At 65.8% G+C, this 20,963-nt stretch carries 23 protein-coding genes; 2 read left to right on the plus strand and 21 right to left on the minus strand.

Annotated elements, in window-relative coordinates:
• Window position 1: 1 nt before the first annotated feature.
• From nuoN to PRL19_RS15645, 20 genes are all read right to left on the minus strand, one after another.
• Window positions 2-1,462, minus strand: coding sequence for an NADH-quinone oxidoreductase subunit NuoN (gene nuoN / locus PRL19_RS15550; protein ID WP_273743499.1), 1,461 nt, complete (start codon window positions 1,460-1,462; stop codon window positions 2-4).
• A gap of 10 nt (window positions 1,463-1,472) precedes the next feature.
• Window positions 1,473-3,026, minus strand: coding sequence for an NADH-quinone oxidoreductase subunit M (locus PRL19_RS15555; protein ID WP_273743500.1), 1,554 nt, complete (start codon window positions 3,024-3,026; stop codon window positions 1,473-1,475).
• Window position 3,027: 1 nt separating this feature from the next.
• A complete protein-coding gene (gene nuoL / locus PRL19_RS15560; RefSeq protein WP_273743501.1) occupies window positions 3,028-5,166 on the minus strand; it encodes an NADH-quinone oxidoreductase subunit L in 2,139 nt (712 codons plus the stop codon).
• Window positions 5,167-5,170: 4 nt separating this feature from the next.
• Window positions 5,171-5,476 carry an NADH-quinone oxidoreductase subunit NuoK gene (gene nuoK / locus PRL19_RS15565; protein ID WP_042248542.1) on the minus strand — a complete coding sequence of 102 codons (306 nt, stop codon included), beginning with the start codon at window positions 5,474-5,476 and terminating at the stop codon, window positions 5,171-5,173.
• A 58-nt stretch (window positions 5,477-5,534) separates the two neighbouring features.
• Window positions 5,535-6,137 (minus strand): NADH-quinone oxidoreductase subunit J, encoded by a 603-nt coding sequence (locus tag PRL19_RS15570; protein WP_045998819.1) that lies wholly within the window; start codon window positions 6,135-6,137, stop codon window positions 5,535-5,537.
• Window positions 6,134-6,547 carry a carboxymuconolactone decarboxylase family protein gene (locus tag PRL19_RS15575; protein WP_045998818.1) on the minus strand — a complete coding sequence of 138 codons (414 nt, stop codon included), beginning with the start codon at window positions 6,545-6,547 and terminating at the stop codon, window positions 6,134-6,136. The genes PRL19_RS15570 and PRL19_RS15575 overlap by 4 nt, the downstream gene beginning before the upstream one ends.
• On the minus strand, window positions 6,544-7,035 hold the full coding sequence (gene nuoI, locus PRL19_RS15580; protein ID WP_045998817.1) for an NADH-quinone oxidoreductase subunit NuoI: 492 nt from the start codon (window positions 7,033-7,035) through the stop codon (window positions 6,544-6,546). The genes PRL19_RS15575 and nuoI overlap by 4 nt, the downstream gene beginning before the upstream one ends.
• Before the next feature lie 3 nt (window positions 7,036-7,038).
• Window positions 7,039-8,070 carry an NADH-quinone oxidoreductase subunit NuoH gene (nuoH, locus tag PRL19_RS15585; RefSeq protein ID WP_045998816.1) on the minus strand — a complete coding sequence of 344 codons (1,032 nt, stop codon included), beginning with the start codon at window positions 8,068-8,070 and terminating at the stop codon, window positions 7,039-7,041.
• 18 nt (window positions 8,071-8,088) lie between these two features.
• Window positions 8,089-8,805, minus strand: coding sequence for a hypothetical protein (locus PRL19_RS15590; RefSeq protein ID WP_240542436.1), 717 nt, complete (start codon window positions 8,803-8,805; stop codon window positions 8,089-8,091).
• 35 nt (window positions 8,806-8,840) lie between these two features.
• Window positions 8,841-10,853: an NADH-quinone oxidoreductase subunit NuoG gene (gene nuoG, locus PRL19_RS15595; protein WP_273743502.1), complete on the minus strand. Its 2,013-nt coding sequence runs from the start codon at window positions 10,851-10,853 to the stop codon at window positions 8,841-8,843.
• Window positions 10,854-10,863: 10 nt separating this feature from the next.
• A complete protein-coding gene (locus PRL19_RS15600) occupies window positions 10,864-11,265 on the minus strand; it encodes a DUF5333 domain-containing protein (RefSeq protein ID WP_127898878.1) in 402 nt (133 codons plus the stop codon).
• 101 nt (window positions 11,266-11,366) lie between these two features.
• Complete coding sequence (gene nuoF, locus PRL19_RS15605; RefSeq protein WP_045998812.1) at window positions 11,367-12,662, minus strand: NADH-quinone oxidoreductase subunit NuoF; 1,296 nt, start codon at window positions 12,660-12,662, stop codon at window positions 11,367-11,369.
• A gap of 24 nt (window positions 12,663-12,686) precedes the next feature.
• Window positions 12,687-12,896 carry a DUF5337 domain-containing protein gene (locus PRL19_RS15610; protein WP_045998811.1) on the minus strand — a complete coding sequence of 70 codons (210 nt, stop codon included), beginning with the start codon at window positions 12,894-12,896 and terminating at the stop codon, window positions 12,687-12,689.
• Window positions 12,896-13,450: a hypothetical protein gene (locus PRL19_RS15615; RefSeq protein ID WP_273743503.1), complete on the minus strand. Its 555-nt coding sequence runs from the start codon at window positions 13,448-13,450 to the stop codon at window positions 12,896-12,898. The genes PRL19_RS15610 and PRL19_RS15615 overlap by 1 nt, the downstream gene beginning before the upstream one ends.
• Before the next feature lie 35 nt (window positions 13,451-13,485).
• Complete coding sequence (gene nuoE / locus PRL19_RS15620; RefSeq protein WP_045998810.1) at window positions 13,486-14,379, minus strand: NADH-quinone oxidoreductase subunit NuoE; 894 nt, start codon at window positions 14,377-14,379, stop codon at window positions 13,486-13,488.
• Window positions 14,379-15,620 (minus strand): NADH-quinone oxidoreductase subunit D, encoded by a 1,242-nt coding sequence (locus tag PRL19_RS15625; protein ID WP_045998809.1) that lies wholly within the window; start codon window positions 15,618-15,620, stop codon window positions 14,379-14,381. The genes nuoE and PRL19_RS15625 overlap by 1 nt, the downstream gene beginning before the upstream one ends.
• The gene (locus tag PRL19_RS15630; RefSeq protein ID WP_273743504.1) at window positions 15,617-16,237 is read right to left on the minus strand and encodes an NADH-quinone oxidoreductase subunit C; all 621 of its coding nucleotides are present in this window, start codon (window positions 16,235-16,237) and stop codon (window positions 15,617-15,619) included. Before PRL19_RS15630 ends, PRL19_RS15625 begins: the two co-directional genes overlap by 4 nt.
• 2 nt (window positions 16,238-16,239) lie before the next feature.
• Complete coding sequence (locus PRL19_RS15635; RefSeq protein ID WP_176695081.1) at window positions 16,240-16,764, minus strand: NuoB/complex I 20 kDa subunit family protein; 525 nt, start codon at window positions 16,762-16,764, stop codon at window positions 16,240-16,242.
• Window positions 16,764-17,081, minus strand: a complete 318-nt coding sequence (gene ndhC, locus PRL19_RS15640) for an NADH-quinone oxidoreductase subunit A (protein WP_206692694.1) — start codon at window positions 17,079-17,081, stop codon at window positions 16,764-16,766. Before ndhC ends, PRL19_RS15635 begins: the two co-directional genes overlap by 1 nt.
• 190 nt (window positions 17,082-17,271) lie before the next feature.
• Window positions 17,272-17,823 (minus strand): SH3 domain-containing protein, encoded by a 552-nt coding sequence (locus PRL19_RS15645; RefSeq protein WP_148912076.1) that lies wholly within the window; start codon window positions 17,821-17,823, stop codon window positions 17,272-17,274.
• Window positions 17,824-17,975: 152 nt separating this feature from the next.
• Between PRL19_RS15645 and PRL19_RS15650 the strand changes: the two genes are divergently transcribed.
• Both PRL19_RS15650 and PRL19_RS15655 read left to right on the plus strand, forming a co-directional pair.
• On the plus strand, window positions 17,976-18,980 hold the full coding sequence (locus PRL19_RS15650) for a 2-hydroxyacid dehydrogenase (RefSeq protein ID WP_273743505.1): 1,005 nt from the start codon (window positions 17,976-17,978) through the stop codon (window positions 18,978-18,980).
• Window positions 18,980-20,122, plus strand: coding sequence for an MFS transporter (locus PRL19_RS15655; RefSeq protein ID WP_273743506.1), 1,143 nt, complete (start codon window positions 18,980-18,982; stop codon window positions 20,120-20,122). The genes PRL19_RS15650 and PRL19_RS15655 overlap by 1 nt, the downstream gene beginning before the upstream one ends.
• Before the next feature lie 8 nt (window positions 20,123-20,130).
• On the opposite strand, the gene panB is transcribed toward PRL19_RS15655, so the two are convergent.
• Window positions 20,131-20,940, minus strand: a complete 810-nt coding sequence (gene panB / locus PRL19_RS15660; RefSeq protein ID WP_273743507.1) for a 3-methyl-2-oxobutanoate hydroxymethyltransferase — start codon at window positions 20,938-20,940, stop codon at window positions 20,131-20,133.
• Between the last annotated feature and the right edge of the window lie 23 nt (window positions 20,941-20,963).

The following is a 20,963-nucleotide window of genomic DNA, read 5'->3' on the forward strand; positions in this document are numbered from 1 at the left end:
GTTATTCACCCGCAACCGTGGCTTGACCGACCAGCGATTGCGCGGCCAGCGCCGCGGAATCGTCGATGCCCAGCAGGGTGATCGAACCCAGCAGCAGCGCGAAGGCCGGCACCAGCAGGGCGGCGTACTGCACGCTGCCCATGCGGCTGGTCACGCCCTCGGTCTCGGCGCCGAAATACATGTAGTACACGATGCGCAGGTAATAGAATGCGCCGATGACAGATGCGATCACGCCGGCGACAGCCAGCCATGCCATGCCACCATCGACCGCTGCCGACAGCACGCCGTACTTGGCCCAGAAACCGACCAGCGGCGGCACGCCCGCAAGGCTGAACATCAGCAGCAGGACCGCCATCGCCTTCAGCGGCTCGGCGCTGGCAAAGCGGTTCAGGCTCTCCAGGTCGGTGATCGGGCGGCCATCGCGTTCCAGCGACAGGATGAAGGCAAAGCTGCCCACGTTCATGACCGCATAGATGGCCATGTAGATCAGCATGGCCTGCACCCCGTAGGCGGTGCCCGCAGCCAGGCCGACCAGTGCAAAGCCCATATGCGCGATCGAGGAATAGGCCATCAGACGCTTGATGTTGCGTTGACCGATGCCCGCGATCGAGCCCAGGAACATCGACAGCAGCGCCAGCACCGCGATGATCTGACCCCAATCGGCCGGCACGTTCCCGAAGGCGTCGAACATCAGCCGCGCAATCAGCGCCATCGCCGCGACCTTGGGCGCAGTGGCCAGGAACGCGGTCACCGGCGAGGGCGAACCTTCGTAGACGTCCGGCGTCCACATGTGGAACGGCACGGCGGACACCTTGAAGGCCAGGCCGACCAGCAGGAACACCAGACCGAACAGCAGGCCCAGAGGCAGGCTTCCGGCCTGAACGGCCTGCATGATGCCGGCGAATTGCGTGGTGCCGGCAAAGCCGTAGACCAGCGACGCACCATAGAGCAGCAGGCCAGAGCTGAGCGCGCCCAGCACGAAATACTTCAACCCGGCCTCGGACGACTTGACGCTTTCGCGGCGCATGGCGGCGACGACGTACAGCGCCAGCGACTGCAGCTCCAGGCCCATGTACAATGACAGCAGGTCGCCGGCCGACACCATCACCATCATGCCGACGGTCGCCAGCACGATCAGGATGGGGTATTCAAACCGCATCAGGCGATGCCGTTCCATGTACTCGGCGCTCATCGCGAGCACCGCGGCGCCGGACAGCAGGATCGTGACCTTGGCGAAACGGCCGAAGGCGTCGTCCATGAACATCCCGAAGAACGCGCTCTGCTGCGGGCGGTCGGCCATGCCCACCACCATCGCCGCCGCCAGAAGCGCCGCCACGCTGGCCCACAGGATCTGCCGTGCGATCCGGTCCTTGCCCAGATAGGCCCCCGCCAGCAGCGCGGCCAGCGCATAGATCGCCAGCAGCAGCTCGGGCAGAATGGTGGAGATATCCAAACCGGTCATCGTGCGTTCCTCAATGGCTGGCGGTGGCCGAGGCCAGGTCGCCCGTCGCCGCATCAGCAGGCAGCGCGTCGTTGTAATTCACCAGCAGCGCCTGGACCGAGGGGCCGGTGATGTCGGTGACCAGGCGCGGATAGACGCCCAGGATCAGGGTCATGGCGATCAGCGGCGCAAAGATCCAGCGTTCGCGCGGGGTCATGTCGGTGATCGTGCGCAGGCTTTCCTTGATCAGCGCGCCCATGGTGACGCGGCGGTAAAGCCACAGCGCATAGGCCGCCGACAGGATCACGCCGGTCGCTGCGACGAAGGCCACCCAGGTGTTGGCATGGAACGTCCCCATCAGGGTCAGGAACTCGCCCACGAAGCCCGATGTGCCGGGCAGGCCCACGTTGGCCATGGTGAAGAACATGAAGACCAGCGCATAGACCGGCATCCGGTTCACCAGACCGCCATAGGCGTCGATCTCGCGCGTGTGCATGCGGTCGTAGATGACGCCCACGCAGAGGAACAAAGCGCCCGAGATGAAGCCGTGCGACAGCATCTGGAAGATCGCCCCGTCCAGACCCTGCTGGTTGGCGGCAAAGATGCCCATGGTCACATAGCCCATGTGGGCGACCGACGAATAGGCGATCAGCTTTTTCATGTCCGACTGTGCCAGTGCCACCAGCGAGGTGTAGACGATCGCGATGGCGGACATCCACAGGACGATGCCCTGCAGCAGGTCGGACGCCACCGGGAACATCGGCAGGCTGAAGCGCAGGAAGCCGTAGCCACCCATTTTCAGCAGAACCGCCGCCAGGACCACGGACCCCGCAGTCGGCGCCTGCACGTGCGCGTCGGGCAGCCAGGTGTGGACCGGCCACATCGGCATCTTGACCGCGAAGCTGGCGAAGAAGGCCAGGAACAGCAGCGTCTGCATGCCACCGACGATGCTGAAGCCCATGAACGCCATCGTCTCGGACGGGAAGTCGAAGGCCAGCAGCTGGGCGATGTCGGTGGTGCCCGCAGTGCGTGCCATCGCGATCATCGCGACCAGCATCAGCACGGAGCCGATGAACGTATAGAGGAAGAACTTGAACGAGGCATAGATGCGGTTCTTACCGCCCCAGATGCCGATGATCAGGAACATCGGGATCAGCCCAGCCTCGAAGAACAGATAGAACAGGATCAGGTCCAGCGCCGCGAAGACGCCGATCATCAGCCCTTCCAGCACCAGGAAGGCGATCATGTATTCCTTGACCCGCATCTTGACGTCCCAGCAGGACAGGATGGTCAGCGGCATCAGGAAGGTGGTCAGCATGATGAACAGGACGGAGATCCCGTCGACGCCCATCTTGTAGCGCAGGCCCATGATCCAGGCGTGATCCTCGACGAACTGGAAGCCCGTGTTCGCAGGCTCGAAGCCCGACAGCAGGAACAGCGACACCAGGAAGGTCGCGCTGGTCGCGATCAGGGCCAGCCACTTGGCGTTCTTCTGCGATGCGGCGTCGTCGCCGCGCAGGAACAGGGCCAGGATGCCCGCCGCCACGATCGGCAGGAAGGTGATGATGGAAAGAAGGTTCGTCATGTCAGTGCGCGCCCCGCATCATCACCCAGATCAGCAAGCCCACGATGCCCAGAACCATCGCGAAGGCGTAGTGGAACAGATAGCCCGACTGCACCCGTCCGGCGAACCGGGTCAGGCGCGGGATGATTCCCAAGGCTAGCCCGTTGATGGCGCCGTCGATAACGGCTCCGTCACCGGCCGTCCACAGCTTGCGGCCGATCCAGCGCGCGGGACGCACGAAGATCGCGTCATAGGCCTGGTCGAAGTACCACTTGTTCAGCAGGAACTGGTACAGGCCCCGCTGTTGTGCCGCCAGCTGGCCGGGCAGTTCGGGACGGCGGATGTACATCAGCCACGCCAGACCGAACCCGATCAGCATCGCGATGAACGGCGACACCTTGACCCAGGCGGGGACATAGTGGGCGTCATGCATCACGTGGTTGTCCGGCCGCATGTAGATCGCACCGGGCGTCACGGCATAGCTGGCGATGTCGGCCGGATCCTCGGCCGCGCCTGCGGCGGCGTGGGTTGCGGCACCCTCGGGCTCCGCTGCGGGGGCCTCGGCCACGCTGCCTTCCAGGGCCGTGCCGGTGCCCGCGACGGCGGCGCCTTCGGCATGTCCGGCCTCCTCGTGGTGGACGGCGGCCTCGATCCCGAAGAAGCCGGCAACGCCCTCCTCCTCGAAGAAGCTGTTGTACCAGATCATGCCTGCGAAGATCGAGCCGAAGGCCAGCACGACCAGCGGCGCGGTCATCACGCGCGGGCTCTCATGCGCGTGGTCATGCGCATGATGATCGCCGCGCGGCGTGCCGAAGAACGTCATGAACATCAGTCGCCAGGAATAGAAGCTGGTCATCAGCGCGGCGATCACCAGCATCCAGAAGGCATAGGTGCTGCCGACGAAGGCGCTCTCGATCACGGCATCCTTGGACAGGAAGCCCGCGAAGCCGATATGGGTCAGCGGGATGCCCACGCCCGTGATGGCCAGCGTGCCGATCATCATTGCCGCGAAGGTCAGCGGGATCTTCTTGCGCAGCCCCCCATAGTTTCGCATGTCCTGCTCGTGATGCATCGCGTGGATCACCGAACCCGCGCCCAGGAACAGCATGGCCTTGAAGAAGGCATGCGTGAATAGGTGGAACATGGCGACCGAATAGACGCCGACGCCTGCTGCTACGAACATGTAGCCCAGCTGCGAACAGGTCGAATAGGCGATGACGCGCTTGATGTCGTTCTGGACCAGACCGACAGTCGCCGCGAAGAAGGCGGTGGTCGCGCCGATATAGACGATGAACATCTTGGCTTCGGGCGCGAATTCGTAAAGCGGCGACATCCGGCAGACCAGGAACACGCCCGCGGTGACCATGGTCGCCGCGTGGATCAGGGCCGACACCGGGGTCGGGCCCTCCATCGCGTCGGGCAGCCAGGTGTGCAGGAACAGCTGCGCCGACTTGCCCATTGCGCCGATGAAAAGCAGGATCGCCAGCACGTTGGCGGCGTTCCAGTCACGCCACAGGAAGGTCATCTCGGTCTGGGCCAGCATCGGGACCTGGGCGAAGATCTCGTCGAACTGGATCGACCCGGTCATCCACCAAAGGCCGAAGATGCCCAGCAGGAAGCCGAAGTCACCAACGCGGTTGACGATGAACGCCTTCATCGCGGCGGCGCCCGCCGACTGCTTCTTGAAGTAGAAGCCGATCAGCAGATACGAGGCGACGCCCACGCCTTCCCAACCGAAGAACATCTGCAGCAGGTTGTCGGAGGTCACCAGCATCAGCATCGAGAAGGTGAAGAACGACAGATAGGCGAAGAAACGCGCGCGGTAGGGCTCGTCGTCGCCGAAATTCTCGTCATGCGCCATGTAGCCGAAGCTGTAGAGGTGCACGAGCGCCGAGACCGAATTGATCACGATCAGCATGATCGCGGTCAGGCGGTCCAGTCGGATCGCCCATTCGGAGGTGAAGTCGCCCGAGACGATCCAGTCCATGACGGGGATGCTCTGCGGCTCGCCCAGGGTCAGGAAGACCACCCACGACAGGGCCGCGGCGGCAAACAGTATGGTGGTCGTCAGGATCTGCGCGCCGCGCTCTCCGATCAGGCGCCATCCGAAGCCCGCGATCAGCGCACCCAGCAGGGGCGCGAAAAGAATGAACTGAGCCATGACCCTAACCTTTCATCACGTTGACATCTTCCACCGCGATCGTACCGCGGTTGCGGAAGAAGACGACCAGGATGGCCAGGCCGATGGCCGCTTCGGCCGCGGCGACGGTCAGGATGAACATGGTGAAGATCTGCCCGCCCAGATCGCCCAGATGGGCTGAAAAGGCGACGAAGTTGATGTTGACCGCCAGCAGCATCAGCTCGATCGACATCAGGATGACGATGACGTTCTTGCGGTTCACGAAGATGCCGAAGATCCCGGCGACGAACAATATCGCGCCCACGACCAGGTAATGTGTCAATCCGATCATCAGTTCAGTCCCTCCGGGCTCTCTCACCCGTTGATATTCCGTTGGCTGGGGCGAAGGCTTACAGCCCCTGCCCCGGCTTGACGTCGCGCAGCTGCATGGCCTTGGCCGGATCGCGGTGCATCTGGGCGATCACGTCCTGGCGCTTGACGTTGGTGCGGTGCCGCATGGTCAGCGTGATCGCCCCGATCATCGCGACCAGCAGGATCAGGCCCGAGATCTGGAACGGCAGGATGTAGCGGTCATAGAGCAGCAGACCGATCGCGTTAGTGTTCAGAACCTCGGTCGCCATCGGCACGGACCGCAGGGTCGCCGACTGATCGCTGCTTTCCCACGCGCCATAGGCGATGGCCAGCTGCGCCAGCAGGACGATGGCGATCAGGCCGGCCAGCGGCAGATAGCGGGCGAACTCGCCCTTCAGCTTGGTGAAGTCCACGTCCAGCATCATGACCACGAAGAGGAACAGCACCGCGACCGCACCGACATAGACGATGATCAGCAGCATGGCCACGAACTCGGCGCCCAGCAGGACGAACAGCCCCGCGGCCGACAGGAAGGCCAGGATCAGCCACAGCACCGAATGGACCGGGTTGCGCGCCAGCACCACCATGAAGCCCGCCGTGCAGACAGAGATGGCGAACAGGTAGAATGCGAATGTCATCATGACTGGGGGCTCCCCTCGGATTCGGTAAAGACGCCCTGGGCGATCTCCAGCGCCTTCTGCATCGCCGGCAGGCCGCCGAACATGCCCATCTGATAGATCACCTCGGCGATCTCGCGCGGGGTGGCGCCTGCCTCGATGGCGTGGCGGATGGTCATGCGCATCTGCGGTTCGGCCAGCGCGCCCTGCACGGTCATCGCCGCAATGGTCACCAGCAGGCGGGTGCGCGCATCCAGGCCGTCGCGGTTGAAGGTCTTGCCGAACCACATCTCCAGCATGTCCGCGGGCATGGTCGGGAACATCTTCTCGAACGCCTTGACGTCGAAATGCTCCAGCGCCGGATTGAAGGTCCGCGCCATCTCCTGTCCCTGGCTCAGCATCTGCTGGAACATCTTGGTGAAGGGATCGGTCATCTGTAGGGCGCGTCCATCGCCAGGTTGCGCGCGATCTCGGATTCCCAACGAGCGCCGTTATCCAGCAGCTTGTCCTTGTTGTAGAACAACTCCTCGCGGGTCTCAGTGGCGAATTCAAAGTTCGGCCCTTCGACGATCGCATCGACCGGGCAGGCCTCCTGGCAGAAGCCGCAATAGATGCACTTGGTCATGTCGATGTCATAGCGCGTCGTGCGGCGCGAGCCATCGTCGCGCGGTTCGGCATCGATGGTGATCGCCTGCGCAGGGCAGATCGCTTCGCACAGCTTGCAGGCGATGCAGCGCTCCTCGCCGTTGGGATAGCGGCGCAGGGCGTGCTCGCCGCGGAAGCGCGGCGACAGCGGACCCTTTTCGTGGGGATAGTTGATGGTCGCCTTGGGCGCGAAGAAATAGCGCATGCCCAGGCCGAACCCTTTGATGAAATCCACCATCAGGAAGTACTTGGTGGCGCGGACGACGTCGAAAGCCATCTTTTACACTCCTGCCCAACGGGCCCAGAAGGTCCCGAAGACTTCGAATTTCGCAAGGAAAGCCACGATCACGACCCAGCCCAGGGACAGCGGCAGGAACACCTTCCAGCCGATCCGCATCAACTGGTCATAGCGGTACCGCGGCACGATGGCCTTCACCATCGCGAACATGAAGAACCAGATGACCATCTTGAGGAACATCCAGATCGCGCCGTCCGGCAGGCCGGGGATGGGCGACAGCCAGCCACCGAAAAACAGCAGGCTGATCAGCGCGCACATCAGCCACATGGCGATGTATTCGCCGGCCATGAACAGCAGATAGGGGGTCGAGGAATATTCGGTCATGAAGCCCGCGACCAGTTCGGATTCCGCTTCCGGCAGGTCGAAGGGCGGGCGGTTGGTCTCGGCCAGGGCCGACACGAAGAACAGGACGACCATCGGCAGGTGCGGCAGCCAGAACCAGGACAGCAGTCCCGCCCCGCGCTGCGCTTCGACGATGGCCGTCAGGTTCATCGAGCCTGCCGAGATGATCACGCCGATGATGATCAGGCCCAGGCTGACCTCATAGCTGATCATCTGTGCGGCCGACCGCAGCGAGCCCAGGAACGGGAACTTGGAGTTGGACGCCCAGCCCCCCATGATCACCCCATAGACCTCCAGCGAGGAGACCGCGAAGATGAACAGGATGCCCACGTTGATGTCTGCCATGACCCAGCCCGGCGCGAAGGGAATCGCCACGAAGGCCAGCAGCGCCAGCATCATCGACAGGAACGGCGCCAGGAAGAACACGAACTTGTCCGCGCCCGCGGGCACGACGATTTCCTTGACCACGAATTTCAGCGCGTCGGCGAATGTCTGAAGGACGCCCCAGGGCCCGACCACGTTGGGTCCGCGGCGCATCTGCACCGCCGCCCAGATCTTGCGGTCGCCATAGACCATGTAGACCAGCGACAGCATCACGAAGACGATCAGCGCCAGGCCCTGCGCCAGCAGGATCAGCGCGATGCCCCAGGAGGATGCCCAAAATTCAGCCATGATGCCAGTCCCTTTGCCTTACGCCGTTGGAATGCCGCGTGCGTCGCATTCGCGCAAGGTCTCTTCCGTTTCCATCACCCGCAATCCCATCGGCTTGCTGTCCGACAGCAGGAACGCCGATCCGATCAGCAGCTTGCCGTTCCGTTCGGCCTGAAGCGTGCGGACATGCCGACCATAGGGGTTGCCGTTGTCGCGGGCCCAACCGGCCAATGCGCAGGTGGCATACGAGAACGCGATATCCGCGTCCACCCCCTGCTGCAGATTGGCCGTCACCTCGACCAGATCGGCCCCCGCGCCGCGGTTCAGCGGCACCACCTGCACGGCGATGAAGGATTCGGGCGCGATCTCGGTCCCCTCGGCCAGCACCGGCAGCGCGGGCTGGGTCCGGGCGGCGAACGCTTCCAGCGCCTTCTGCTGCGCGGTCTTCTCCCGCGGGCGGTTGGGCGCGACGAGGCCTGCGAAATCCAGATCCAGGTTCTGGTTCAGCGCCTCGAGGTCGGCCTCGGTCACCGCAAAGGCGTCGCGGCCTCCGGGGCTGTCCAGATCCATCGTCGTGACGCTGCCGTCCTCCTCCAGGATCAGGATCTCTCCCGACTGGCTGGACACGCGGGCGCGGCCAAGCCTGTCGCCCCCCGCCACCGAGGCCGCCACCGGAGGACGCGCCTCCGCCCCCCCACCGGTCGAGGTCTGCATGCAGCCCGACAGGGCCAAGACGGCCCCGATCAGGGCCGTCACCGAAGCGCTTGTCCGAACAGTGGGGGTCATCCTTGTTACTCCGCAGCCAACGCGGGCATATGGCGCGCCGCAGCCATGCGCGACAACTCTCCCATCAGCGGAGAGCTGCGTGCGATCGGGTTCGTCAGATAGAAATCACGGATCGGGTTCACGAAGGCCGCCTGGCCCAGGTCCCGCATCGGCAGGGGCTGCCAGTCGCTCTCGACGACCTGATCGACCTGGCCCAGATGCGGCACGGCCTCGACCAGCGCACGACGCAGCTGCGCCAGGCTGTCCCACGGCAGGGTCTGGCCCAGCTCGGCCGACAGGGCGCGCAGGATGGCCCAGTTCTCCTTGGCCTCGCCCGGCGCGAAATTGGCGCGCATGGCCAGCTGGGGACGGCCCTCGGTGTTCACGAACAGGCCCATCTCTTCGGTATAGCAGGCGGCGGGCAGGATGATGTCGGCGCGATGCGCGCCCCGGTCGCCATGGCTGCCCTGATAGATGACTACAGGACCCGCGGCGATCTCGACCTCATCGGCGCCCAGGTTGAAGATCACCTGCGCCCCGTCGATCGCGGCGGACATCCCGCCCTCGGTCACGGCACCCACGTCCATCGCACCCACGCGGCCCGCTGCGGTGTGCAGGACCAGCAGGCGCGCACCGGTGGTCTGGGCCAAGGCCTGGGCGGCGGCCAGCACGGCCTCGCCGTCGGCCTCGCGCAGGGCGCCCTGCCCGATGATGATGATGCCCGCGTCCTCGGACTGTTCGGCCTTGTCCAGCAAGGCGGACAGCGCCGCGCGATCGGTGCCCGCATGGTCATAATCGAAGGTCAAATCGACCGCCGGACCGACGACCGTGACCTGCGCGCCGCGTGCCCAGGCCCGGCGCAGGCGGGCGTTCAGCACGGCCGCCTCGTCGCGCGGGTTGGTCCCGATCAGCAGGATGGACGCAGCGGTGTCGATATCCTCGATCACCGCATTGCCGACATAGCCCGACCGGTTGCCCGCGGGAAGGCGCGCGCCGTCGGTGCGGCATTCCACTGAACCGCCCAGCCCCTCGACCAGCGTCTTGAGGCTGAAGGCCGCCTCGACCGAGGCCAGGTCGCCGACCAGGCCCGCGACCTTTCCGCCCTGCATCGCGCGGGCGGCGGCGGTCAGCACCTCGGGCCAAGTGGCCGGGCGCAGGCGACCGTTCTCGCGCAGATAGGGGGTGTCCAGACGCTGGCGACGCAGACCGTCCCAAACAAAGCGGGTCTTGTCGCTGATCCACTCCTCGTTCACCGCATCATGGTTGCGCGGCAGGATGCGCATCACTTCGCGACCCTTGGTGTCCACGCGGATCGCGCTGCCAAGCGCGTCCATGACGTCGATCGTCTCGGTCTTGGTCAGCTCCCACGGGCGGGCGGTGAAGGCATAGGGCTTCGACACCAGCGCGCCCACCGGGCACAGGTCGATGATGTTGCCCTGCAGGTTCGATTCCAGCGTCTGGTTCAGATAGCTGGTGATCTCGCTGTCCTCGCCGCGACCGGTCTGGCCCATCTGGGTGATTCCCGCGACCTCGCTGGTGAAGCGCACGCAGCGGGTGCAGCTGATGCAGCGCGTCATGTGGGTCTCGACCAGCGGCCCCAGGTTCAGCTCCTCGGAGGCACGCTTGGGCTCGCGATAGCGGCTGAAATCGACGCCGTATGCCATCGCCTGGTCCTGCAGGTCGCATTCGCCGCCCTGGTCGCAGATCGGACAATCCAGCGGATGGTTGATCAGCAGGAACTCCATCACGCCTTCGCGGGCCTTCTTGACCATCGGACTGTTGGTGCGGATCTCAGACGGCGCGCCGTCGGGACCGGGGCGCATGTCCTTGACCTGCATCGCGCAGGAGGCGGCGGGCTTGGGCGGGCCGCCTACGACCTCGACCAGGCACATCCGGCAGTTGCCCGCGATGGACAGCCGCTCGTGATAGCAGAAACGCGGGATCTCGATCCCGGCCTGCTCGCAGGCCTGGATCAAGGTCAGGTTCGGATCGACCTGGATCTCGATGCCGTCGATCTTGATTGTCCGCAATTCGGCCATGATGACTTCCTTATCTGGCACTCAGCAGCGATCCTGCGACCGTCTGCCGTGCGATTTCGTCCCGCCCGAGGCGGCAAAAGGTTTCCGGCTGTCCGTTCACGACACCGTTCTGGACCATATAGCGGTCTGCCTCGGCATAGATGCGTCGGCGATCCTCGCGGCTGTCCAGAAAGGTCTCGATCTCGGTCTCGGAATAGCCCTGATCCAGGGCATAGCGTTTCAGCGCGCGCGCCTCGCTGAAGGCACGGATCATCCGCGCGCTGATGTCGGGGCATCCCCGGCGCAGCATGTCGGCCACACGGGCCTGGACCAGCCGGTCGTTGATATAGGTCTCCTGGCTCAGCGGCACCTGCGCGGCGGCAGGAAGGGCCAGGAACGCCAGGGCGATGGCGGCAAGCATGGGTCGTTTCATCACGGCATCCTTTCGGTAATCACGTGCCTCCACGTAATCACCGGCCGGGCGCATTGCCCGACACGACCCCGTGCGGGGATCGTGATATGCCGCCTTCATGCTCATTCCGCGGCCAGCGCGCCCGTGCGCCCGGTCTTCTTGGCGATCAGGCGATCCTCGATCTCTCCGCGGAAATTGCGGATCAGGCCCTGGATCGGCCATGCCGCCGCGTCGCCCAAGGCACAGATGGTATGGCCTTCGACCTGCTTGGTCACGTCCAGCAGCATGTCGATCTCCTCGACCTCGGCCTCGCCGGACACCAGGCGCGCCATGACGCGCATCATCCAGCCGGTGCCCTCGCGGCAGGGCGTGCATTGGCCGCAGCTTTCGTGCTTGAAGAAGGCGGACAGGCGCCAGATCGCCTTGATGATGTCGGTCGACTGATCCATCACGATCATGCAGCCGGTGCCAAAACTGGATTTCAGCTCGCGCATGCCGTCGTAATCCATGATGGCGTTCTCGCACTGCTCGGCCGTCAGGACCGGGCAGGAGGCGCCGCCGGGAATCACCGCCTTGAGGTTCTTCCAGCCGCCGCGCACGCCGCCGCCATGCTTCTCGATCAGCTCCTTCATGCTGATCGACATGGCCTCCTCGACCACGCAGGGGGCATTCAGGTGGCCGGTCAGGCCGAACAGCTTAACGCCCGCGTTGTTCGGACGGCCAAAGCCCGCGAACCACTCCGCCCCGCGGCGCAGGATCGTCGGCACGACGGCGATGGATTCGACGTTGTTCACCGTGGTCGGACAGCCATAAAGGCCCGCACCCGCCGGAAACGGCGGCTTCATGCGCGGCATGCCCTTCTTGCCCTCCAGGCTTTCCAGCAGCGCGGTCTCCTCGCCACAGATATAGGCGCCGGCGCCGTGGTGCAGGTACAGGTCGAAATCCCATCCCGACCCGGCCGCATTCGCGCCCAGAAGCCCCGCATCATAGCATTCGTCGATGGCGGCCTGCAGGGCCTCCTTTTCGCGGATGTATTCGCCGCGCAGGTAGATGTAGCAGACATGCGCGTTCATCGCGAAGCTTGCGATCAGCGCACCCTCGATCAGGGTGTGCGGATCATGGCGCATGATCTCGCGGTCCTTGCAGGTCGCAGGCTCGGATTCGTCGGCGTTGATCACCAGATAGCTGGGCCGGCCGTCCGATTCCTTGGGCATGAAGGACCATTTCAGACCGGTCGGAAAGCCTGCGCCGCCACGTCCACGCAGCCCCGAAGCCTTGACCTGCTCGATGATCTTGTCGCGCCCGCGGCCGATGATGTCGCCGGTCCCGTCCCAATGGCCGCGCTTCTGCGCGCCCGCCAGGCTGCGGTCGCCCATGCCATACAGGTTGGTGAAAATGCGATCCTGGTCTTTCAGCATCCGATACGTCCTTTATTCCCGGCGTCACGCATTCCTGCGCCGCCAGATACGCCAGGTCACGATCAGCGACCAGACAAAAGCGCCGATGGCGGCAAGGTCGGCCAGAAAGGCCCACCGCGCCGCCCAGTCATAGTGCTGCCCGATCGCCTGGATGGCGAGCCAGATCAGCATGGTCGTCGCGATCACGATCGCGACCAGCCGCATCTGGCGGGCGTCCTGCGCGGGGTCCGCCATCACCCCGCCTCCTGCCTGCGTGCGGCCAGCGCGCGCGCCTGCCCCACCCAGTCGTCATTGCGGATGCGCGACGCGGCGCGGCCGATCCCGGCCGCCATGCGATCCACGTCGGCGTCGTCCCAGGCCGCGATCTGCGAGAACCGCGTCACGCCCGCCTGTTCCAGCGCCTGCTGGACCTTCGGCCCGATGCCCTTTATGGCCCGCAGGTCGTCCGGCCCGCCGGCATAGATGCTGCGCGCGGCGTCCGGCGTCTCGCGCGGGGCGGCCGGAGGAATGGCATCACCCGACGGCGCAATCTCGGGCGCAGCCGCAGGCGCCGGTGCCTGCCGGACGGGCGCGGCCGCCTGCGGCGGCAGCGGCATCGCGTCCCAGTCCGGCTCGTCCATTCGGACCCCGCGGGGATCGCCGAGCCAAGCCACCATCAGGGCCAGCAGGCCACCCGCGATCAGCGCCAGCACCAAGGCCGCCAGCCAGCCCATCTGCCCGAACAGGCCGATGCCCAGAAAGACCAGCAGCGCCGTGACGGCTCCGGTGGTTCTGCTGGCGGGTGTCATGGCTGGCGTCCTTTCTGCGGGTCGTCGGGCTGCGGTCAGTCGCGGTCCTTGTCATCCTTGCGCACATCGGCCGGTTCGCGCGCCGAAACCGGGCGCGCGGCCGAACTGGCCTGCGCCTCCTGCTCGGTCACGCCGGTCGAATCGACCGGTGCCCCGTCCGACGGGCGCGGTTCGCGTTCCGGCGCGGTGTCCACGCCGGTCTGGTCGTCCGCCGCGGCATCGGGCTTGCGGCGCCATTTCGTCAGGATCGGAACCTCGGTCCCGTCGATCCGCTTCAGCGTCTCGCCCAGGTCAGAGGCCAGTTGCACGCTGGCGTTGTGACCCTCCTGCCCCTTCAGATCGGCCAAGCTGGTCAGCCCGCTGACGGGTTCGGACGCAAAGCGACCGGTCTGCGATCCGGGCACCGGAACCTCTCCGGCCGACATGCGGTCGATCAGCGCCTCGAGGCTCTCGGGCGTCAGATCCTCATAGTAGTCCTTGCCGATCTGGGCCATCGGGGCGTTGGCGCAGGCGCCAAGGCACTCGACCTCCTCCCAGCTGAACTTGCCGTCGGCCGACAGGGTATGCGGCGTGGGCGCGATCTTGCGCTTGCAGACCGCGACCAGGTCCTCGGCTCCGCAGATCATGCAGGTCGTGGTGCCGCAGATCTGAATGTTCGCAACAGTCCCAACGGGTTGCAGCTGGAACATGAAGTAGAACGTCGCCACTTCCAGCGCCCGGATATAGGCCATGCCCAACAGTTCGGCGCAATATTCGATGGCGGGACGCGACAGCCAGCCTTCCTGTTCCTGGGCACGCCACAGGACAGGAATGATCGCCGATTGCTGACGACCTTCGGGGTATTTGGTGATCTGTGCCTGCGCCCATTCCAGGTTCGCAGGCGTGAATTCGAAACTGTCCGGCTGGACGGGGTGCAGGCGGCGCAGCATCAGCGGTCAACCTCTCCGAAGACGATATCCTGGGTGGCGATCAGGGCCGGGACGTCGGCCAGCAGATGGCCCTTGGACATCCAGTCCATGGATTGAAGGTGCAGGAACCCCGGCGCGCGAAGTTTCGCACGATAGGGACGGTTGGTGCCGTCGCTGACCAGATAGACGCCGAACTCGCCCTTGGGGGCCTCGACGGCGGCATAGACCTCTCCGGCGGGAACGCGGAAGCCCTCGGTGTACAGCTTGAAGTGATGGATCAGGCTTTCCATGTCCCGCTTCATGTCGCCCCGCTTGGGCGGGGTCAGCTTGCCGCGGGCCAGAACCTCGCCCGGCCCTTCGGCCCGCAGCTTGGCGATCGCCTGCTTCATGATCAGCGTCGATTCACGCATTTCCTGCATCCGGCACAGGAAACGGTCATAGCAGTCGCCGTTCGTACCGACCGGGATCTTGAAGTCGAACTCGTCATAGCATTCGTAAGGCTGGCTGCGACGCAGGTCCCAGGCCATGCCCGATCCGCGCACCATCACGCCCGAGAAACCCCAATCCAGCGCATCCTGTTCGGACACGATGCCGATGTCGACCAGCCGCTGCTTGAAGATGCGGTTTTCGGTCAGCAGCGTGTCCAGATCGTCCAGAACCTTGGGGAAACGCTCGCACCACGCCTCCATGTCGTCCAGCAGGTCGGGGGTCAGGTCCTGATGGACGCCGCCCGGCCGGAAATAGGCTGCATGCAGACGCGCGCCCGATGCGCGTTCATAGAAGATCATCAGATCCTCGCGCGCCTCGAAACCCCATAGCGGCGGGGTCAGGGCGCCGACGTCCAGCGCGCCGGTCGTCAGGCCCAGAAGGTGGTTCAGGATACGCCCCACCTCGCAGAACAGCACCCGGATCAGGCTGGCGCGGCGCGGCACGACCGTCCCGGTCAGACGTTCGATCGCCAGGCACCAGGCGTGTTCCTGGTTCATCGGCGACACGTAATCCAGCCGGTCGAAATACGGCAGGTTCTGAAGATAGGTCCGGCTTTCCATCAGCTTCTCGGTGCCGCGGTGCAGCAGGCCGATATGCGGGTCGGCGCGTTCCACGACCTCGCCGTCCAGCTCCAGCACCATGCGCAGCACACCATGCGCGGCAGGGTGTTGCGGACCGAAGTTGATGTTGAAGTTGCGAATGCGCTGTTCGCCGGTCACCAGGTCGTGGCTGCCGTCGTCATAGCTGTTCGCGCGGATGTCGCCGTCCATCATTTCGCGGCCCCCTTTTCGTCGCCGGGCAGGGCGTATTGCACGCCTTCCCAGGGCGACAGGAAATCGAACTGCCGGTATTCCTGCACCAGCGACACGGGCTCATAGATCACGCGCTTTTCGGCGTCGTCATATCGAACCTCGACATAACCGGTGGTCGGAAAGTCCTTGCGCAGCGGATGGCCGGAAAAGCCATAGTCGGTCAGGATGCGGCGCAGGTCCGGATGACCGGTGAACAGGATCCCGAACATGTCGAAGATCTCGCGCTCGAACCAGTTTGCGGCGGGATAGATCGCGGTCAGCGTCGGCAGCATCTCATCCTCGCGGATGGCGACCTTCACGCGGACGCGGTGGTTCTGGTACATCGACAGGAAGTGCCAGACGACGTCGAACCGCTGCTGGCGCGACGGGTAATCGACGGCGGTGATGTCGACCAGCGTGGAGAACCGGCAGCTGCTGTCGCTGCGCAGGAAATCCAGCAGATCCAGGATGCCGCTGGCCGTGGCCGTCACGGTCAGCTCGCCAAAGGCCACGTCGGTGCCGATGACCTCGTTCGGGCGGCGCAGCTTGATGTGCTCGGCCAGCTGGTCCAGCGCGTCGGGATCGGTATAGGTCGCCATGATCACCTCACCAGCGTGCCGGTGCGCCGGATGCGGCGCTGAAGTTGCAGGATGCCGTAAAGCAGCGCCTCGGCGGTCGGCGGGCAACCGGGGACATAGATGTCCACGGGCACGATCCGGTCGCATCCGCGCACCACGGAATAGCTGTAATGGTAATAGCCGCCGCCATTGGCGCAGCTGCCCATGCTGATGACATAGCGCGGCTCCGGCATCTGGTCATAGACCTTGCGCAGCGCCGGGGCCATCTTGTTGGTCAGCGTGCCCGCCACGATCATCAGGTCCGACTGGCGCGGGGAGGCGCGCGGCGCGGTCCCGAAGCGTTCCAGGTCATAGCGCGGCATCGAGGTCTGCATCATCTCGACCGCGCAGCAGGCCAGGCCGAACGTCATCCAGTGCAGCGAGCCGTTGCGCGCCCAGTTGATGATGTCCTCGGTCGTGGTCAGCAGGAAACCCTTGTCCTGCAGCTCCGCGTTCAAGGCCTTGGTCGCGTATTCGCGATCGGGTCCGGCGGTATTCGCCCCTGCCATCACGCCCATTCCAAGGCTCCTTTCTTCCACTCGTAGGCAAAGCCCACGGTCAGCACGCCCAGGAACGCCATCATCGACCAGAACGCGGTCTCGCTGATCGCCTGGAAGCTGACCGCCCAGGGGAACAGGAACGCGACCTCGAGGTCGAAGATGATGAACAGGATCGACACCAGATAGAATCGCACGTCGAACTTCATCCGCGCGTCGTCGAACGGGTTGAAGCCCGACTCATAGGCACTGACCTTTTCGGGGTCGGGATTGCGCACGGCGATGACGAACGCGGACAGCAGCAAGATCAGCGCAAGCGCCGAGGCCATCGCCGCGAAGACGAGGATGGGCAGATAGTCCTGCGTAATGTTTTGCACGGGTGACGATCCCCTTGTCGGTCGCGGGGATCACGGCTGACCCCGCGACGGGTTGGCTGAGTGCGGTTTAGACCCGTGACCGTCCGGGGTCAACGGGCGCAGGGGATCGAAAGCGCGGCGAATTGTTGCAATGCGGCGCGGATCAGTCGCGGATTTCGCCCGCGTCCACGCCCCAGATCGCCGTCTTGGGCACCCAGCCCCGCTGGCCGCCGCCCGACACGCGGCACCATTCGGGCTCGCATTCGTTCAGCCGCAGGATGGCCCCGGCCTCGGCCCGCGCCACGATGTCGGAATCGCGATGCGGTCGGGCGCGCAGTTCCAGCATGTCCTGGGTGACCAGTGCTGTGCGGACCCCCGACAGTAGCGCATAGTGGATCCAGCCCCCTGCCCCATCCTTGTCCTCGACCCGGCGCCAATGACCGAATTCGGCCACCACCCGCAGCGGCATCCCCGCATGGCGGAACACCCAGTCGATGCGGTGAGACAGGCTGGGCCCGCGCCGGGCGTTGCCTTCGTTGCCCTTCAGGCTGACATAGCGGGGCAGCGGCAGGTTGGTCACCGGACCCCGCTGTTCGGTCGCACCCTGGCTTTGTTGCGGTTCGCTTTGGGCCATCGCCTGCGGGGCGGCAGCCCCCATCATCGCCACAAGCGCAAGTGCCACCCTTGCGCCCGTCCTGCCTGGCCGTGCCGTCATGCGTTGTCCGTTCCTGTCCTGTGCGGGGCGCGGACGCCCCTTCTGGGGTCTTGTGCCTGCCCCTCAACGCGGGCAGTTTGCCAAAAGCGTCCGCCGATGGGAAGGGCGTGCCTGCAGGCGACCGATCAAGGCTCTGACACAGTGAGGTGACCATGCCCGCCACCCCCGCAGCCCCCCGCAGCAGACTGCGCGTCGCCGTGACGCGCCGCCTGCCCGAGGCGGTCGAGACCCGCATGTCCGAACTGTTCGACGTGGCCCTGCGCGACGACGACCGCAAGATGTCGTCCGATCAGCTGGTATCGCTGATGCAGGACGCGGACGTCCTGGTGCCGACCGTGACCGACCAGATCACCGCCGCCATGCTGGCCCGCGCGGGCGAGCGGCTGAAGCTGATCGCGAATTTCGGCGCGGGCATCGACCATATCGACGTGATGTCCGCCCGCCAGCGCGGCGTTCTGGTCAGCAACACCCCCGGCGTCGTGACCGAGGACACCGCCGACATGACGCTGGCGCTGATCTTGGCCGTGACCCGCAAGATCCCCGAGGGCCTGGCCGAGATGCAGGCCGGACGCTGGCAGGGCTGGTCGCCCACCGCCCATCTGGGCGGGCGCGTCGGCGGGCGGCGTCTTGGCATCCTGGGCATGGGCCGCATCGGCCAGGCGGTCGCGCGCCGCGCCGCCGCCTTCGGCATGCAGGTCCACTATCACAACCGCCGCCGCCTGCGCCCCGAGATCGAGGAGGCCCTGGGCGCGACCTGGTGGGAGAGCCTGGACCAGATGCTGGCGCGCATGGACATCGTCAGCGTGAACGCGCCGCACACGCCCTCGACCTTCCACCTTCTGAACGCGCGTCGGCTGAAGCTGATGAAGCCGACCGCCGTGATCGTGAACACCTCGCGCGGCGAGGTCATCGACGAGAACGCCCTGACCCGCATGCTGCGCGCCGGAGAGATCGCGGGCGCGGGCCTGGACGTCTTCGAGCATGGCCACGAGATCAACCCCCGCCTGCGCGAGCTGCCCAACGTCGTCCTGCTGCCGCATATGGGCAGCGCGACCGTCGAGGGCCGCGCCGAGATGGGCGAGAAGGTGATCATCAACATCAAGACCTTTTCCGACGGGCACCGCCCGCCCGACCTGGTCGTGCCGTCGATGCTGTGATGACGATGCGTTGGGCCGTGTCGGTCCTGTTTTTCGTGAACGGCCTGCTGGTGGGCAGCTGGGCGCCGAAAATTCCCGTCCTGATGGAAAGGCTTGGCATCACCGAGGCCAGCGCCGGGGTGATCGTGCTGGGGCTGGGCCTGGGCTCGATCTGCGTGATGCCGCTGTTCGGGGCGATGGTCGCACGGGCCGGATCGGCCAGCGCCGTGAGGCTGGCCGCGTGGCTGGCCGCGCCGTCGATGATCTGGATCTCTCTGGCGCCGACCTATTGGACGGTGGCGGCGACCGTGGTGCTGTTCGGCGGCATGGTCGGCGGCATGGACGTGGCGATGAATGCCAACGCGGTTGCGGTGGAACGCGCGCGTGGCCGGGCGATCATGTCGTCCTGCCACGGATTCTGGAGCCTGGGCGCCTTTGCCGGCGCCGCCGCGGGCGGCTGGCTGATCCAGCGATTCGGGGAACTGGCCCATGCCGCCGTCATCACCGCAGTCTTTGCGCTGGTGCTGCTGTGGGCGCTGCCGCGGCTGCTGCAGGACGCCCCCGATGCGGGCGCGCCCAAGGCGCCGCTGCGCCTGCCGCGCAGCCCCCTGCCCTGGCTGATCGGGCTGATGGCCCTGGCCGCGATGATTCCCGAGGGCGCGATCCTGGATTGGGCCGCCGTCTATCTGCAGCGCGAGATGGGCGCGTCGCTGTCCGTCGCGGGCCTGGGCTTTGCCGCCTGCGCGGGCACGATGGCGGCGATGCGCTTTGCGGGCGACGGACTGCGCCGGCGCTTTGGCGCGGTCACCACCCTGCGCGCCAGTTCGGCCGTGGCGATGGCGGGCCTGGTCCTGGCCGGGCTGTCCAGCAGCCCCGCCCCGGCGATCGCGGGGTTCGCGTTGGCGGGCATCGGCATCGCGAACATGGTGCCCATCGCCTTTTCCGCGGCCGGGAACGTGCCGGGGCTTGCCGCAGGCATGGGCCTGTCGGTGGTCACGATGATGGGCTATTCCGGCATCCTGCTGGCGCCGGGCAGCATCGGTTTCCTGGCCGAACACCTCAGCCTTGGCACCATCTATCTGGGACTTGCCGCCCTGCTGCTGATCCCGCTGCTGCTGTCCCGCCTGGCCGCCACCGCCGATTTCGAACCGCGCGACGACTGAGCGCCGCCTTAGCGGTACAGTTCGGCCGCGGCAGGAAAGCTGCGGTCACGGACCGCGGCCGCATAGGCGGCGATGGCCTGGTCGGCCTCTTTGCCCAATTCCCCGAAACGGCGGACAAAGCGCGGCACGCGACCCGACAGGCCCAGCATGTCGTCCAGCACCAGGATCTGCCCGTCGCAGCGCGCGCTGGCGCCGATGCCGATGGTCGGCACGGCGATGGCATCGGTGATCTGATCGGCCAAGGCCTCCATCACCCCCTCGACCACGACGCTGAACGCGCCCGCATCGGCGACCGCGCGGGCATCCGCGACGAAGGCGGGCCAAGTGGCTGGATCGCGGCCCTGCGTCTTGAAGCCGCCCATCGTGTTCGTGGCCTGCGGCGTCAGGCCGACATGGGCCATGACCGGGATGCCGCGGTCGACCAGAAAGCGGATGGTGGGGGCCATGCGGGCGCCCCCCTCCAGCTTGACGGCGCCGGCGCCGGTCTGGGCCATCACGCGGGCGGCGTTGCGGAACGCCTGTTCCGGCGATTCCTCATAACTTCCGAAGGGCATGTCGATGACGACCATGGCGCGGTCGGACCCGCGCATGACGGCTTGGCCGTGCAGGATCATCATCTCCAGCGTGACCCCGATCGTCGAAGGCAGGCCGTGGACCACCATGCCCAGGCTGTCGCCCACCAAAATCACGTCGGCATGGGCATCGACCATTGCCGCCATCGGCGCGGTATAGGCGGTCAGCGCAACGATGGGGGTCGAACCCTTGCAGTCGGCGATCTGGGGCGCGGTGACGCGGCGGACGGGGGCTTGCGCGGACATGGGTCGGCCTTTCAAGGGGATGC

The organism is Paracoccus marcusii (genome assembly GCF_028621715.1).
Taxonomy (GTDB): Bacteria; Pseudomonadota; Alphaproteobacteria; order Rhodobacterales; family Rhodobacteraceae; genus Paracoccus; species Paracoccus marcusii.

Bases quoted from the DNA above. Each gene is read 5' to 3' on its own strand.
- nuoN (WP_273743499.1), bottom strand. From the start codon at position 1,462: ATGACCGGTTTGGATATCTCCACCATTCTGCCCGAGCTGCTGCTGGCG.
- PRL19_RS15555 (WP_273743500.1), bottom strand. From the start codon at position 3,026: ATGACGAACCTTCTTTCCATCATCACCTTCCTGCCGATCGTGGCGGCG.
- nuoL (WP_273743501.1), bottom strand. From the start codon at position 5,166: ATGGCTCAGTTCATTCTTTTCGCGCCCCTGCTGGGTGCGCTGATCGCG.
- nuoK (WP_042248542.1), bottom strand. From the start codon at position 5,476: ATGATCGGATTGACACATTACCTGGTCGTGGGCGCGATATTGTTCGTC.
- PRL19_RS15570 (WP_045998819.1), bottom strand. From the start codon at position 6,137: ATGATGACATTCGCATTCTACCTGTTCGCCATCTCTGTCTGCACGGCG.
- PRL19_RS15575 (WP_045998818.1), bottom strand. From the start codon at position 6,547: ATGACCGATCCCTTCACCAAGATGTTCCAGCAGATGCTGAGCCAGGGA.
- nuoI (WP_045998817.1), bottom strand. From the start codon at position 7,035: ATGGCTTTCGACGTCGTCCGCGCCACCAAGTACTTCCTGATGGTGGAT.
- nuoH (WP_045998816.1), bottom strand. From the start codon at position 8,070: ATGGCTGAATTTTGGGCATCCTCCTGGGGCATCGCGCTGATCCTGCTG.
- nuoG (WP_273743502.1), bottom strand. From the start codon at position 10,853: ATGGCCGAATTGCGGACAATCAAGATCGACGGCATCGAGATCCAGGTC.
- PRL19_RS15600 (WP_127898878.1), bottom strand. From the start codon at position 11,265: ATGAAACGACCCATGCTTGCCGCCATCGCCCTGGCGTTCCTGGCCCTT.
- nuoF (WP_045998812.1), bottom strand. From the start codon at position 12,662: ATGCTGAAAGACCAGGATCGCATTTTCACCAACCTGTATGGCATGGGC.
- PRL19_RS15610 (WP_045998811.1), bottom strand. From the start codon at position 12,896: ATGGCGGACCCCGCGCAGGACGCCCGCCAGATGCGGCTGGTCGCGATC.
- PRL19_RS15615 (WP_273743503.1), bottom strand. From the start codon at position 13,450: ATGACACCCGCCAGCAGAACCACCGGAGCCGTCACGGCGCTGCTGGTC.
- nuoE (WP_045998810.1), bottom strand. From the start codon at position 14,379: ATGCTGCGCCGCCTGCACCCCGTCCAGCCGGACAGTTTCGAATTCACG.
- PRL19_RS15625 (WP_045998809.1), bottom strand. From the start codon at position 15,620: ATGATGGACGGCGACATCCGCGCGAACAGCTATGACGACGGCAGCCAC.
- PRL19_RS15630 (WP_273743504.1), bottom strand. From the start codon at position 16,237: ATGGCGACCTATACCGATCCCGACGCGCTGGACCAGCTGGCCGAGCAC.
- PRL19_RS15635 (WP_176695081.1), bottom strand. From the start codon at position 16,764: ATGGCAGGGGCGAATACCGCCGGACCCGATCGCGAATACGCGACCAAG.
- ndhC (WP_206692694.1), bottom strand. From the start codon at position 17,081: ATGGCCTCGGCGCTTGCGCTGATCTTGCTGCTGTCCGCGTTCGTCATC.
- PRL19_RS15645 (WP_148912076.1), bottom strand. From the start codon at position 17,823: ATGACGGCACGGCCAGGCAGGACGGGCGCAAGGGTGGCACTTGCGCTT.
- PRL19_RS15650 (WP_273743505.1), top strand. From the start codon at position 17,976: ATGCCCGCCACCCCCGCAGCCCCCCGCAGCAGACTGCGCGTCGCCGTG.
- PRL19_RS15655 (WP_273743506.1), top strand. From the start codon at position 18,980: ATGACGATGCGTTGGGCCGTGTCGGTCCTGTTTTTCGTGAACGGCCTG.
- panB (WP_273743507.1), bottom strand. From the start codon at position 20,940: ATGTCCGCGCAAGCCCCCGTCCGCCGCGTCACCGCGCCCCAGATCGCC.